The organism is Novosphingobium sp. 18050 (assembly GCF_902706195.1).
Taxonomy (GTDB): Bacteria; Pseudomonadota; Alphaproteobacteria; order Sphingomonadales; family Sphingomonadaceae; genus Novosphingobium.
Genome location: NZ_CACSJO010000013.1, coordinates 34658 through 46963 on the forward strand (window position 1 = coordinate 34658; position 12306 = coordinate 46963).

General features: G+C 66.6%; 14 protein-coding genes, 1 tRNA gene and 4 pseudogenes. 14 read left to right on the forward strand and 5 right to left on the reverse strand.

Going from position 1 to position 12306, the window contains the following annotated elements; genetic code table 11:
* Nucleotides 1-257: 257 nt before the first annotated feature.
* From GVL61_RS13830 to GVL61_RS13840, 3 genes are read left to right on the forward strand one after another with little or no spacing between them, the layout of a single operon-like run.
* Nucleotides 258-713: a hypothetical protein gene (locus GVL61_RS13830; RefSeq protein ID WP_235037692.1), complete on the forward strand. Its 456-nt coding sequence runs from the start codon at nt 258-260 to the stop codon at nt 711-713.
* On the forward strand, nt 710-904 hold the full coding sequence (locus GVL61_RS13835; protein ID WP_159981007.1) for a helix-turn-helix transcriptional regulator: 195 nt from the start codon (nt 710-712) through the stop codon (nt 902-904). The genes GVL61_RS13830 and GVL61_RS13835 overlap by 4 nt, the downstream gene beginning before the upstream one ends.
* Nucleotides 904-1095: a hypothetical protein gene (locus tag GVL61_RS13840; RefSeq protein WP_159981009.1), complete on the forward strand. Its 192-nt coding sequence runs from the start codon at nt 904-906 to the stop codon at nt 1093-1095. Before GVL61_RS13835 ends, GVL61_RS13840 begins: the two co-directional genes overlap by 1 nt.
* A 13-nt stretch (nt 1096-1108) precedes the next feature.
* Here the strand turns inward: GVL61_RS13840 and GVL61_RS13845 are convergent, their stop codons facing one another.
* Complete coding sequence (locus GVL61_RS13845; RefSeq protein WP_159981011.1) at nt 1109-2446, reverse strand: glycosyltransferase family 39 protein; 1338 nt, start codon at nt 2444-2446, stop codon at nt 1109-1111.
* Between the two features lie 110 nt (nt 2447-2556).
* Here GVL61_RS13845 and GVL61_RS13850 point away from each other — a divergent pair, with 110 nt between their 5' ends.
* From GVL61_RS13850 to GVL61_RS13865, 4 genes are all read left to right on the forward strand, one after another.
* A complete protein-coding gene (locus GVL61_RS13850; protein ID WP_159981013.1) occupies nt 2557-3327 on the forward strand; it encodes an alpha/beta fold hydrolase in 771 nt (256 codons plus the stop codon).
* 4 nt (nt 3328-3331) lie between these two features.
* A complete protein-coding gene (locus tag GVL61_RS13855) occupies nt 3332-4240 on the forward strand; it encodes a hypothetical protein (protein ID WP_159981015.1) in 909 nt (302 codons plus the stop codon).
* Nucleotides 4237-5229, forward strand: coding sequence for an LLM class flavin-dependent oxidoreductase (locus GVL61_RS13860; RefSeq protein WP_159981017.1), 993 nt, complete (start codon nt 4237-4239; stop codon nt 5227-5229). The genes GVL61_RS13855 and GVL61_RS13860 overlap by 4 nt, the downstream gene beginning before the upstream one ends.
* 171 nt (nt 5230-5400) lie before the next feature.
* Nucleotides 5401-6639, forward strand: a complete 1239-nt coding sequence (locus GVL61_RS13865; protein WP_159981019.1) for an NAD(P)/FAD-dependent oxidoreductase — start codon at nt 5401-5403, stop codon at nt 6637-6639.
* A 51-nt stretch (nt 6640-6690) separates the two neighbouring features.
* Here GVL61_RS13865 and queG read toward each other — a convergent pair whose 3' ends face one another.
* Nucleotides 6691-7812 (reverse strand): tRNA epoxyqueuosine(34) reductase QueG, encoded by a 1122-nt coding sequence (gene queG, locus GVL61_RS13870; RefSeq protein WP_200844716.1) that lies wholly within the window; start codon nt 7810-7812, stop codon nt 6691-6693.
* Here queG and GVL61_RS13875 point away from each other — a divergent pair.
* The 7 genes and pseudogenes from GVL61_RS13875 to GVL61_RS25425 form a co-directional block, all read left to right on the forward strand.
* Entirely contained in the window at nt 7811-8821 is a 1011-nt protein-coding gene (locus GVL61_RS13875; RefSeq protein WP_235037693.1) for an ABC transporter ATP-binding protein, read from the forward strand. The genes queG and GVL61_RS13875 overlap by 2 nt on opposite strands.
* Nucleotides 8818-10065: an ABC transporter permease gene (locus tag GVL61_RS13880; RefSeq protein WP_159981023.1), complete on the forward strand. Its 1248-nt coding sequence runs from the start codon at nt 8818-8820 to the stop codon at nt 10063-10065. Before GVL61_RS13875 ends, GVL61_RS13880 begins: the two co-directional genes overlap by 4 nt.
* An 87-nt stretch (nt 10066-10152) precedes the next feature.
* Nucleotides 10153-10644, forward strand: a complete 492-nt coding sequence (gene msrB, locus GVL61_RS13885; protein ID WP_159981025.1) for a peptide-methionine (R)-S-oxide reductase MsrB — start codon at nt 10153-10155, stop codon at nt 10642-10644.
* Nucleotides 10645-10669: 25 nt separating this feature from the next.
* Nucleotides 10670-10717, forward strand: a pseudogene (locus GVL61_RS25410) (hypothetical protein); the annotation flags it as partial.
* Nucleotide 10718: 1 nt separating this feature from the next.
* A pseudogene (locus GVL61_RS25415) lies at nt 10719-10790 on the forward strand (peptide-methionine (R)-S-oxide reductase); the annotation flags it as partial.
* 25 nt (nt 10791-10815) lie between these two features.
* Nucleotides 10816-10863: pseudogene (locus GVL61_RS25420) on the forward strand (hypothetical protein); the annotation flags it as partial.
* A gap of 1 nt (nt 10864) precedes the next feature.
* Nucleotides 10865-10936: pseudogene (locus GVL61_RS25425) on the forward strand (peptide-methionine (R)-S-oxide reductase); the annotation flags it as partial.
* Nucleotides 10937-10949: 13 nt separating this feature from the next.
* Here the strand turns inward: GVL61_RS25425 and GVL61_RS13910 are convergent.
* From GVL61_RS13910 to GVL61_RS13920, 3 genes are all read right to left on the reverse strand, one after another.
* Entirely contained in the window at nt 10950-11573 is a 624-nt protein-coding gene (locus tag GVL61_RS13910; RefSeq protein ID WP_159981027.1) for a PilZ domain-containing protein, read from the reverse strand.
* Nucleotides 11574-11760: 187 nt separating this feature from the next.
* Nucleotides 11761-11844: transfer RNA gene (locus GVL61_RS13915), tRNA-Leu, on the reverse strand.
* 94 nt (nt 11845-11938) lie between these two features.
* Complete coding sequence (locus tag GVL61_RS13920; RefSeq protein ID WP_043978468.1) at nt 11939-12220, reverse strand: integration host factor subunit beta; 282 nt, start codon at nt 12218-12220, stop codon at nt 11939-11941.
* Nucleotides 12221-12306 lie beyond the last annotated feature (86 nt).

The following is a 12306-nucleotide window of genomic DNA, read 5'->3' on the forward strand; positions in this document are numbered from 1 at the left end:
CGTTTCGGGCAGAGAGACGCCGTCTCGCCCGAAAAGCCCGGGCGACGGTGATCGCTTGCCTTAAGCCGCGACCGACCGTGCCCGGACGAGCCGGGTAGTGGTGGTAGTGGTCGCAGATGTGCGCAGGCGCGGCATGGTGGGTGCGATGTAGCGCTTCGAAGCCAATAAGTCGAGGTTTGTCCTCCCGCGCCCACGGGGACAAGGATGCTTTTCACTATGTCAATGAAGCTTGACTCTTTTTCATGTCGGCGACAAGTTTGCTTTACATCGATGAACCGGAGATCGAAGCCATGGCCTCGCCGACGAAGAACCCCGCTTACCTGCGCTACACAAAGCGTATGCTGCCGCTGAGCGTGCTTTATGTGGCCGCTATTGCGCTGGCGACGCGGCTGGTGCCGGATAACGCGCCGGCCAGCGCGACCACGGTCGGCCTCGCGCTCCTGCCCGGTTTTGCGGTGCTGGGCTGGATATGGGCGATGGGCAGGCTGCTGGTCGAACTTCAGGACGAATATCTGCGCATGCTCGAAGTGCGCAAATTCCTGATCGCTACGGGAGTGACGCTGGCGGTGTGCAGCGTTTGGGGCATTCTCGAACTGTTTTCGCCGTTCGTGCCCCGGATGCCGGTGTTTCTGGTCTTTCCGCTCTGGGCGCTGGGCCTGTTCGTGGGGGTGGCGGTCAACCGCTTCACGCAAGGCGGCGGGGAGGGTTTGTGAACAACCGCCTCAAGGTTCTGCGCGCCGAGCGGGGCTGGAGCCAGCAGGACCTCGCGGCGCGGCTGGAAGTGTCTCGCCAGAGCGTCAACGCGATCGAGACGGGGCGCTATGACCCTTCCTTGCCCCTCGCCTTTCGCATTGCCGATCTGTTTGGTATGATGATCGAGGATATCTTCCAGAGGGACGAGTGATGGCGACCGGACGGCGCAAGCCAGGGGCTGGAATAGGCGCGGTTTCCGCAGTCGCGGTGGTCGTGGCGATTTCCCTTGGCCTGTTCCATGCGTCGAAAAAAGGGCCCGAACCCCTTGTCCAGGCCAGCCTCGGCGCAATTCCGGCCGAGGGCAGGCTGGTGCTGCGGGTACTGGCGCCAAAACTCTACTGAATGACGAAGCGCCTCAGTGCAGCGTCGGTCTCGGCGCACTGCGTTCGCCCAGACGGCCCAGCGCGGTCATCACCAGCCAGCCTGCGGTGATGCACACCCAGGGCATCACCGGATAGTGGAAGCGCGACTGGCCCGAGAACACCACGCAGATCAGCGTCGGATATAGCGCGATCCCGTAAGGCAGCAGCCACCAGCCGATCCAGCGCTGACCGTCGCGGCGGCGGCGCGCGATCATTACGAAAAACGCGGCGGCGAAGGCCAGCATCAGCGCTGCGTAATAGCCCTGGTTGAGCACACGCACCGCGCGGTAGACGATCTCGAACCGCGCATAGCCGGGGGCGCCGCCCTGATAGGCCCACTCGGCCTCGCCGTCGGGCAGCCACAGGCGCGCCAGCTTCTTCGGGGCAAGCGCCAGGAAGCGGTCCGGGTGCTGCGTGATCCACGCCATGCCCAGCCGCCCGGCCTCGGCATCGCGGGTGACTTCGTTCAGGCCGGGCCGGGCCATCAGTTCCTTCACCACCGGGGCGTCGGGGGTGTAGTCGCCGGTGGCGGTGTCGTGGTTGCCGGTGAGCAGGGTGTAGCCGCCGTTGGTGGACACCGCGACCCAGTGGCCCAGTTGCACCTCGTTGCGGATCGTCCAGGGCAGCACCGTCAGCAGGGCGATGCCAAGCACCATGAGGCCCTCGCCCAGCAAGCGCGGCAGGCGATGCCAGACTTGCCCCATCCGCAGCCAGTCGATCGCAAACAGCAGCGGCACCACCACCAGCGTCTGCGCCTTGACCAGCGTGGCGAAGCCGAACAGCAGGCCGGCGCTGACAAGCTGCCAGCGATTGGTGCGCGTCACCACCACCCAGCACCCGGCCATCAGCAGCGCGGTGTAGAACACCTCGGTGAGCGCCAGCGGGACGTAGCCGATGGCATTGGGGTAGACCGCCAGCATCAGCAGTCCGGCGCGCGCCGCGCCTTCCGAGCCGAACAGCCGCCGCCCCAGCGCCAGCATCGTCACCCCGATCAGCATCGCGCTGGCCAGGTTGAAAAGCCCCAGCGTCACCAGCGAAGTGCCGAACTGCGAGAAGGTGAGACCCAGCGCGATCGGCCAGCCGGCCGGCCAGAAGGCGGTGGGCGCGCCGGAATTGTCGAGATAGCCCAGACCCGCCGCAAGGCTGGCCGCGCGTGCATAGTACCACTCGGCATCGGATGTGGGCGCCACGTCGATCAGCAGCACCGCCGCGCGCAGGGCGAAATAGAGCGCCCAGATGCCCAGCAGCACCGACTTGTCGGTAGCGAACCATTCGAGCCGCAAGGCAAGCCGCGAAGGGCGGGACGGGAAATGGATGACCTTGGCGCTCATTACGGGTCCGTCTCTAGCAGCGCAGGCTTAAGATCGCATTATGTCTGTGCAAGCAAGTCTTTGCCTTTCGCGGGTTGCCCTTGGGGCTTCGGGTTCCCACTAACGCAGGTATGACTTCTACCAGTTTCCTCGACCTGTCCGACGGTCGCACCATCGCCTATCGCTTCACGCCGGGGACCGGCCCGGTGATCGTCTTTCTGCCCGGCTACATGTCGGACATGAACGGCTCCAAGGCCGCTGCGGTGTTCGAGATGGCGCGGGCCAGCGGCTTGCCGTGCCTGCTGTTCGATTATTCCGGCTGCGGTGAAAGCCCCGGCTATTTCGGCGACGGCACCCTGACGGGCTGGACGCAGGAAGTGCTGGCGCTGGTCGCCGCGCTGGAGATGCCGGACGAGAAGGTCGTCCTCGTCGGTTCCTCGATGGGCGGCTGGGTCATGCTGCTGGCCGGTCTGGCGCTGGGTGATCGGCTTGCCGGTCTGGTCGGCATCGCGGCGGCGCCGGACTTCACCGACTGGGGTATCGCCCAGATGGACAAGGCCATGCTGGCCGATGGCGAGACGATCTTCGAGGACAACCCCTACGGCCCCGAACCGACTCCCACGCACCCCGGCTTCTGGGCGGATGGACAGGCCAACCTCCTGCTGGAAGGCCCGATCGCGATCGATGCGCCGGTGCGCCTGCTCCACGGCCAGCGCGACGAGGACGTGCCCTTCGACATTTCCCTGCAACTGGCCGAGCGACTGCGTTCAGCCGATGTGCAGGTGACGCTGATCAAGGACGGCGATCACCGCCTCTCGCGCGACGGCGACATCCAGCTGCTGCTGCGCACGGTCGCGCAGCTCGTTCTCCCCCGCGCGGCGCAGGTTCCCTCGGAGTCCTGATCCCATGTCCCTGCTGCCTCTCCTGCTTCCCCTCATGGCCCAGGTCGGCCCCGCGTCCGCGCTGCCCAGCAACGCCAATCCCTATGCCTCCTCGCTGCCGATCGAGATCATCGAGAAAAAGGATGCCGAGGCCGCCAAACGGGCACGGGCGGCGCAGAACGTCACTCTGCCGTCCTCGCGCGGGACAGCGGGCTGCATGAGCGCGGTCGAATCGAATCCCGAACGTTCGGCCGAACTGGCCCGGAGCGCGCTGGGCGATGCAATCGGGCGTGAGCGCGTGCGCGCCGGGCTGTGCCTCGGCGCGGCGCTGAGCGATCTGGGCCGCTGGGACGAGGCCCGCACTGCCTTCTCCAATGCGCGCGATGCTGCTGACGTGACCGACCACGCCAGCCGGGCCCGGCTCGGCGCGATGGCGGGCAACGCCGCGCTGGCCGCCGGACAGCCGGGTCAGGCGCTGGCTCTGCTGGGTCCGGCGGCGACCGACGCCAAGATCATCGGCGACGCCGAACTCACCGGCTCCATAGCGCTGGACCGGGCCCGCGCGCTGGTGGCCGTGAAGCAGCCCGACGAAGCCGCCGCCGCGCTGGCGGAAGCCCGCACCGCGCAGCCCGACAATGCTCAGGCATGGCTGCTTTCGGCCACGCTGTCGCGCCGTCAGGAAAAGCTCAGCCAAGCCCAGACCCAGATCGAAAAGGCCGCCAGCCTTGCCCCGCAGGACCCCGAAATCGGACTTGAGGCAGGCGTCATCGCCATGCTCTCGGGCAATGAGACGGCGGCGCGGCGCAGCTGGAACTCGGTCCTCGCCGCCGGCGCAGGCAGCGATGCGGCCGTTACCGCCAAACAGTACCTCTCCCAGCTCGGCCCGGATTCCGACAAGCCCGGATCGACTCCAGCGAAGGCCCCGACGCCATGATTCCGCTTTCCGTCCTCGATCTCGTTTCCGTCCGCGAAGGCGGCACGGTCGCCCAGGCGCTCGATATCTCGGTCAAGACCGCGCAAGCCGCCGAACGCGCCGGCTACAAGCGCTACTGGGTGGCCGAGCACCACGGCATGGACGGGATCGCGGGCGGAGCGACTTCGGTGGTGCTTGCCCACCTCGGCAATGCCACCAGCACGATCCGCATCGGCGCGGGCGGCATCATGCTGCCCAACCACACGCCTTACGTGATCGCCGAACAGTTCGGGACGCTTTCGGCGCTGTTCCCGGGCCGCGTCGATCTGGGGCTCGGCCGGGCGCCCGGAGCCGATGGACGGCTCGCCCATGCGCTGCGCAAGGACATCCACGCCGCGTCCGAGCGCTTTCCCAACGATGTCGTCGAACTGCAGGCCCGCTTCGCCGGGCAGGCGGCGGGCGGCGTTCCTTCGCCTCAGGCGGCGGGCGCGGACGTGGAGATGTGGATTCTCGGCTCCAGCCTGTTCGGGGCGCAGCTCGCGGCGATGCTGGGCCTGCCTTACGCCTTCGCCTCGCACTTCGCGCCAGCTGCGCTGGACGAAGCGGCGAAAGTCTACCGCGAGCGGTTCCAGCCATCCGAGTTTCTAGACAAGCCCCACTTCATGGCCGGGATCAACGTGATCGCCGCCGATACGGACGAGGAGGCGGTTTACCTTGCCTCGTCCACCGACCAGAGCTTTGTGGCCCTGCGCACCGGCAATCCGGGAAGGCTGCTGCCTCCGGTGCGAGGCTACCGCGATAGCCTGCCGGGTTCTGCGAAGGCGATGCTAGAGCAGGTCCGCTCGGTCAGCGCGGTGGGCAACCCGCAGACGGTGCGGGCCGGAATCGAGGAATTCGTGGCCCGCACGCAGGCGGACGAACTGATGGTCAGCATCGCCACTTACGATCCGGCGGCGCAGATCCGCTCGCTGGAGCTGACGATGGAAGCGCTGGGGCAGGTGCCGGCCTGACACCGCTCGAGTCCGGTTTGTCCCAAACGCCGCTTTGAAATTGTTTCAGGGCGGCGTTTTTCGTGAGGGCCGCGCGGTGCGGGGCCTTGGGCGCTTCGATACCTAGATTATCGCAACATGATATCTTCAGGGGCATTGACCGCGCGGTTAAATTGCGGAACTCAACCGCCCATGGAAACAACAGACGTCGTCATCGTGGGAGCGGGACATGGCGGGGCGCAGTGCGCCATCGCCTTGCGCCAGAACGGGTTCACCGGAACCATCACCGTAGTCGGCCGCGAGCCGGAATACCCTTACGAGCGCCCGCCGCTCTCCAAGGAGTACTTCGCGCGCGAGAAGACCTTCGACCGCCTCTATATCCGCCCTCCGACCTTCTGGGCCGAGAAGGATGTCACCTTCAAGCTCAGCACCGAAGTCACCAAGGTGGATGCCGAGGCGAAGGAGCTGACGCTCTCGAACGGCACCACGCTGAGCTACGGCAAGCTGGTCTGGGCGACCGGCGGAGATCCGCGCCGTCTCTCGTGCTCGGGCGCCGAACTGGCCGGCGTCCATGCCGTGCGCACCCGCGAGGACTGCGACACGCTGATGGCGGAAGTCGATGCGGGTACGAAGAACATTGTCGTCATCGGCGGCGGCTACATCGGCCTTGAAGCGGCGGCGGTGCTGTCGAAGCTGAAGCTCAACGTCACCCTGCTCGAAGCGCTGCCGCGCGTGCTGGCGCGCGTCGCCGGTGAGGAACTGTCCGAGTTTTACCAGAAGGAACACCGCGACCACGGCGTCGACCTGCGCACCGGCGTAGCCGTAGACTGCCTGGTGGGCGACGGCCCCGAGGGAAATAGGCGCGTTACCGGCGTTCAGCTGGCCGACGGCGAAGTGGTCCCGGCCGAAGCAGTGATCGTCGGCATAGGCATCGTACCGGCGATTGGCCCGCTGATCGCGGCAGGCGCCAGCGGCGCGAACGGCGTCGACGTGGACGAATTCTGCCGTACTTCGCTGCCCGACATCTACGCCATCGGCGACTGCGCTGCCTTCGCCTGCGACTATGCCGGCGGTACCGTGATGCGCGTCGAATCGGTGCAGAACGCCAACGACATGGCGACCTGCGTTGCCAAGGCCATCTGCGGCGACGAGAAGGCCTACAAGGCTTTCCCGTGGTTCTGGTCGAACCAGTATGACCTGCGCCTCCAGACCGCCGGCATCAACATGGGCTTCGACAAGACCGTGATCCGCGGCGAGCCGGGTGCCCGCAGCTTCTCGGTCGTGTACCTGAAGGAAGGCCGCGTGGTCGCGCTGGACTGCGTGAACGCGGTCAAGGACTACGTGCAGGGCCGCAAGCTGGTCGAAGCCGGTGCGGCGCCAGACGTGGCTGCGCTGGCCGATGCGGGCACGCCGCTGAAGGAACTGCTGTAAAGGCAGGCGGGGCCTCGGCATTCGCGGGGCCCCGCTTTCTTTCGACGTAAACTAGGCCGGAGCGCGAAGCCGCTCCCGTGCCCACTGCGCAGCTTCCGCCACCACCGGGTCCTCATCCCCCAGCAGCGGCTCTACTTGCGCCAGCAGCGCCGCCCTTCCGCTGTTCCCCGCCGCATAGAGGCAGTTCCTCACGAAGCGGTTGCGCCCGATCCGCTTGATCGGGCTGCCCGAGAACAGCGCGCGAAAACCCGCATCGTCCAGCACGAGCAGCTCCGCCAGCTCCGGCGCGGTCAGTTCCGCGCGCGGCAGGTACGCCTTGATTGTGTGCGAAACCTGCGCGAACTTGTTCCACGGGCACACCGCCAGGCAATCGTCGCAGCCGTAAATGCGGTTGCCCAGCCCTTCGCGCAGGTCTTCGGGGACGGGCCCCTTGTGTTCGATGGTGAGGTAGCTGACGCAGCGGCGGGCATCGAGCTGGTAGGGCGCGGGGAACGCGTTCGTCGGGCAGGCATCCTGACAGGCGTTACAGGACCCGCAGCTGTCCCGGCCGGGTTTCGCGGGCTCGAACTCCAACGTCGTGTAGATCTCGCCAAGGAACAGCCACGACCCATGCTCGCGGCTGACGACATTGGTATGCTTGCCCTGCCAACCCAGTCCGGCTGCGGCGGCGAGCGGTTTTTCCATGACCGGGGCGGTATCGGTGAACACTTTCACGCCCACTTCGGGCGCGATCCTGCGCGCCTGCCCCTCGGCCACGATCCAGCGGGCCAGGTGCTTCAGCGCCTTTTTGACTACGTCGTGATAGTCGGCGCCTTGCGCATAGGTAGAGATGCGTCCGATCTGCGATTCGCCCGCCAGCCGCAGCGGGTCGGCGGCCGGAGCATAACTCATGCCCAGCGCGATCACGCTGCGGGCCTCGGGCCACATGCCCTGCGGGCTGCGGCGATGGTGGGCGCGTTCTTCCATCCAGCCCATGGTGCCATGCATGCCCGCCGCCAGCCAGGCATCGAGCCGGGCGGCGCGGCTGTCGTCGGTCGCGGCCGAGGCGATGCCGAAGGCGCAGAAGCCCAACGCGCGTGCCTCAGCTTCCGCATCCTTCGCAAAAGCATTTAGCTTGGCGTTAACCAGATCTGCGCCATCGTGGGCGGATGTGTTAGAGCCGGGGGACGTCATGGATGTGCAAGTAGGAGATCCGAGGTTGACCGGCAATGCACGGCAGTCAGATGCAGGACTGCCCTTTGACCGGCCGCTGGCGATCGAAGCACGCGGGCTGGTCAAGCGTTTCGAGGGTTTCACCGCCGTCGACGGCGTCGACCTCTCGGTCCCGGCGGGCTCTGTCTACGGCATCCTCGGCCCCAACGGCGCCGGCAAGACCACCACTTTGCGGATGCTTCTGGGCATCATCGACCCCGATTCGGGCTACCGCCGCATCCTTGGCGCCGAACGTCCGCACGACGTTGCCCACGCCATCGGCTACCTTCCCGAGGAGCGCGGCCTTTACCCTTCCATGAAGGCGACCGAGGCGATCGCGTTTCTGGGCGCTCTGCGCGGACTGCCGCTGAAGGAAGGCCGCCGCCGGGCGCACGAACTGCTGGAACGGCATGGGCTGGGCTATGCCGCGGGCCGGCAGATTCGCCAGCTTTCCAAGGGCATGGCGCAGCAGGTCCAGATCCTGGGCACGCTGGTCCACCGGCCCCGGCTGGTGATCTTCGACGAGCCGTTCTCCGGCCTCGATGCGCTCAATCAGGGCAAGCTGGAAGCGATGATGCGCGGTTTGGCTCAGGACGGCGCCACCGTCATTTTCTCCACCCACGTTATCGCCCATGCCGAACGCCTGTGCGACGAAGTGGCGATCATCGCCGGCGGCAAGGTGCCTTTCGCCGGCCCGGTCGACCTGGCGCGGGATCGCATCCCGGCGCAGGTCCGCCTCGAAACGCGCGCGCTGCAGGGCGCATGGCGCGCGGCGCTACCGGCCGATGTGCGGCAGGAGGGCCAGTTCTGGCACTTCGCGCTCCCCGATTCGGGTATCGAACCCCTGCTGCGCGCACTGATCGCGGGCGAGGCGGGCATCCTTTCGCTTTCCATCGAGCGGGCCGGCCTGCACGATGCCTTCGTCGCCATCGCCGGTGAGGCCGCCGCACGCGCTCTGGAAGAGGAAAAGCCCGAGGAGCCGCGCCGATGATCCCCGATTCGCATCAGGGCCGGCTCTCGGCTCTAAGCGCCGCCTGGGTCGTGGCCCGCCGCGATTTCACCGCGATCCTGTTCTCGCGCACGTTCTTCTTCTTCCTGCTCGGGCCGCTGTTTCCGCTGATCGTCGGCGCGCTGGCGGGCAGCGTAGGCAATCAGGTGGAGCATTCGACCGAGCGGCCGGAAGTGGGCGTCATCATGGCAGGGGCCGATGCCGACGCCATGGTTCGCGCCCGTGATGGGCTTGCCGACCGGCTGGGACAGGACCTGCCCGGCCTCATGGTGTTGAAGCGCCTTGCCCCGGACGAGCGCGCCGATCCGGCCGCTGCCATGGCCGGCAAGGAAGGCAACATCGCCGCGATCCTTTCCGGCTCCCCCGAAGCCCCCGTGTTGACCGGCCCGCGCGACCAGATTGCGGCGTGGAGCGGCGACGTGGCGATGATCGCCGCGCAGGCGAAGCAGGCCTCCGTGGCGCCCTGGCCGCAGGTCAGGCTGGAAACCACCGTCAGCAGCCGGGTTAACGACCGCAAGAGCCGTCTCAGGACCGCGCAGGGCGCCCAGACGCTGCTGTTTCTGTTGACGATGATGCTGGCGGGCATGGTCCTGTCCAACCTTGTCGAGGAGAAGGCCAACAAGATCATCGAGGTACTGGCCGCCGCGATCCCGATGGAGGCGGTGTTCTTTGGCAAGCTCTTTGCGATGCTCGGCGTGTCGCTGGTCGGCATCGCCACCTGGGCCGGTGTCGGGGGCGGGCTTTACATGCTTGCCGAATCGGCGGTGCCGTCGCTGCCGGACCCTGCCGTGGGCTGGCCGATGCTGGTCCTGCTGGGCATCCTCTACTTCTCCATGGCCTACCTGCTGCTGGGTTCGGTGTTCCTGTCGATCGGCTCGCTGGCGACCACGGTGCGCGAGGTGCAGACGCTCTCGATGCCGGTGACGATGATGCAGCTCATGCTGTTCTTCTTTGCCACTTACGCAATGACCCAGCCGGGCAGCACGATCGAGATGGTCGCGGCGCTGTTCCCGTTCAGCTCGCCCTTCGCGATGCTCGCCCGCGCGGCGCAGGACCCGGCGCTGTTGCCCCATTTGGGCGCGGTGCTGTGGCAGGGCCTGTGGGTTCTGCTGCTGGTGCGGCTGGGTTCGGGCCTGTTTCGCATGCGCGTGATGAAGTCCGGCGCGCAGGGGAGCAAGGGCAAGGGCCGCTGGTGGCCGGCGCGGCGGCGCGCCGCCAGGCCTTAGGGGCAAGATATCGGGGCGAGATTGAATAGCGCGGCGTGATCGCCACATGAAGGTGGCGGAGGAACAAGCGAGAGGTCAGGCGTCATCATGCCCATAGCGACAACCCGCCGAACCGTCCTGGCCTGGCTCAGCGCAGGGGCCGCGCTGCCGGTGCTCGCCGCCTGCGGTGGAACCGAAGCCGAGGCGAAAGTCTATCCGGTGCATTTTCCCGATGCGGAATGGCGCCGCCGCCTGACCGCCGAGCAATACCGCATCCTGCGCCAGCAAGGGACGGAGCGGTCCTTCACTTCGCCCCTCAACGACGAGCACCGTGCGGGCACTTTCATCTGCGCAGCGGACGGCAATCCGCTCTTTTCCTCGAAGACCAAGTTCGACAGCGGCACCGGCTGGCCCAGTTTCTGGAAGCCGCTGCCCGGCGCCGTCGGTGTCTCCGGCGATTCGACGCTGGGGATCTCGCGCACCGAAGTGCACTGCATGCGCTGCGGTGGGCATCTGGGCCACGTCTTCGACGATGGGCCGCCGCCTACGGGCAAGCGCTATTGCATGAACGGTGCGGCGATGAAGTTTCGGCCGGGCTAGCGCCGATGGGCCGCCGCCTACGGGCAAGCGCTATTGCATGAACGGTGCGGCGATGAAGTTTCGGCCGGGCTAGCGCCGATGGGCCGCCGCCTACGGGCAAGCGCTATTGCATGAACGGTGCGGCGATGAAGTTTCGGCCGGGCTAGCGCCGATGGGCCGCCGCCTACGGGCAAGCGCTATTGCATGAACGGTGCGGCGATGAAGTTTCGGCCGGGCTAGCGCCGATGGGCCGCCGCCTACGGGCAAGCGCTATTGCATGAACGGTGCGGCGATGAAGTTTCGGCCGGGCTAGCGCCGATGGGCCTTTATCGGGAGGGAAGGCCGCGCAGGGCCTGCATGCGGAAGGTGCGCTGGGCCAGTTCCTCCAGGCTCATGAGCTGGCGGAACACCAGGCCATAGGCCGGTTCACGGCGCCAGCAGACGGTCGCCTCGAACTGCGGCATTTCCGCGGCATCGATGCGAAGTTGCTGTCCGATCGCAAGGTGCTGGTCGGTTTCGATCCGGGCGCCCTGACGCGAAAGGTCGAGAAGGCGCGCGCCAGATACGGTGCCGGTCACGGTGATGCGGGCGGGATGGTCCACGCCGATGCGGATGGGGCGCTTGGGATGGGGTCCGGCTTCGGCGATGAAGCGCTCGACGTCGATCGGCTGCACGAAACGGAAACCTGCTTCGCCTTCATGCTCCCACACCAGATTGACGCCGGTGCGTTCGCCGGTCACGCTTTCCAGCGCCAGTTGCTCGACGCCGGCCAGCGAGTGGAACAGCCGCAGCTTGACGCCGGTCGCCGACACGTCGCGCACGATGCAAAGGTATTCGCCTCCGGGTGAGACCAGCTTGGCCGCACGCAGCAGCAGCGCAAAGCGCGGAGTCGCGCGTTGGTCGGCCGACGATGCGGCGCTGCGGGTGGACAGGCTGCCCGGGAAATTCATGCGAACGATACCCCCTTGGTACGCGCCCGTAAGGTCGGCGAGGCGACGCTACGCGGGATGCGCAACAGCTCAACGGGTGGATACCTAGTAATAGATACCTTTTGGCACATTACCTATTTGTAAACGCAAACGTTTGCATGCGCTCACTACTGCAAATAAATGCGAACTACTCGAAGATCGGGAAAATTGGTGCGGGCGGCGGGACTCGAACCCGCACTGGATACCCAAGCGGATTTTAAGTCCGCAGCGTCTACCATTCCGCCACGCCCGCACGGCCTGCGTCAGGCGCTGCATCTTGCAGATCGCGGTGGCCCCGGCAACCGGGACCATGACGCATATTGTACGAAAATCACCGAAGGGCGTGGTTACTCCACGTTGAGGCGGGCGCGCATTTCCTTGCCGGGCTTGAAATAGGGGACGCGCTTCTCCGGCACTTCCACGCTTTCGCCGGTGCGCGGGTTGCGCCCCTTGCGGCCGTCGCGGTGGCGGGTGGAAAAGGCGCCGAAGCCGCGCAGTTCCACGCGGCCGCCGTCTGCCAGGCGCTGGCCGATCTCATCGAAGAAGGTGTCCACCGCACGCTCCACGTCCTCTGCGCGCAGCTCGGGATTGTCCTTGGAGAGCACCTGCAGCAGTTCGGACCTGATCATCGCGAAATTTCCCCCCAAAAAAACGACAAACCGTGTCGGAACATAAAATTACGTATCGCCAGTCCGTCGCCTGCCGGGAAAATGCC

Coding starts and splice junctions, on each gene's coding strand:
- GVL61_RS13875 (WP_235037693.1), top strand. CDS start 7,811: ATGGATGTGCAAGTAGGAGATCCGAGGTTGACCGGCAATGCACGGCAG.
- GVL61_RS13865 (WP_159981019.1), top strand. CDS start 5,401: ATGGAAACAACAGACGTCGTCATCGTGGGAGCGGGACATGGCGGGGCG.
- GVL61_RS13910 (WP_159981027.1), bottom strand. CDS start 11,573: ATGAATTTCCCGGGCAGCCTGTCCACCCGCAGCGCCGCATCGTCGGCC.
- GVL61_RS13855 (WP_159981015.1), top strand. CDS start 3,332: ATGTCCCTGCTGCCTCTCCTGCTTCCCCTCATGGCCCAGGTCGGCCCC.
- msrB (WP_159981025.1), top strand. CDS start 10,153: ATGCCCATAGCGACAACCCGCCGAACCGTCCTGGCCTGGCTCAGCGCA.
- GVL61_RS13845 (WP_159981011.1), bottom strand. CDS start 2,446: ATGAGCGCCAAGGTCATCCATTTCCCGTCCCGCCCTTCGCGGCTTGCC.
- GVL61_RS13840 (WP_159981009.1), top strand. CDS start 904: ATGGCGACCGGACGGCGCAAGCCAGGGGCTGGAATAGGCGCGGTTTCC.
- GVL61_RS13860 (WP_159981017.1), top strand. CDS start 4,237: ATGATTCCGCTTTCCGTCCTCGATCTCGTTTCCGTCCGCGAAGGCGGC.
- queG (WP_200844716.1), bottom strand. CDS start 7,812: ATGACGTCCCCCGGCTCTAACACATCCGCCCACGATGGCGCAGATCTG.
- GVL61_RS13850 (WP_159981013.1), top strand. CDS start 2,557: ATGACTTCTACCAGTTTCCTCGACCTGTCCGACGGTCGCACCATCGCC.
- GVL61_RS13920 (WP_043978468.1), bottom strand. CDS start 12,220: ATGATCAGGTCCGAACTGCTGCAGGTGCTCTCCAAGGACAATCCCGAG.
- GVL61_RS13880 (WP_159981023.1), top strand. CDS start 8,818: ATGATCCCCGATTCGCATCAGGGCCGGCTCTCGGCTCTAAGCGCCGCC.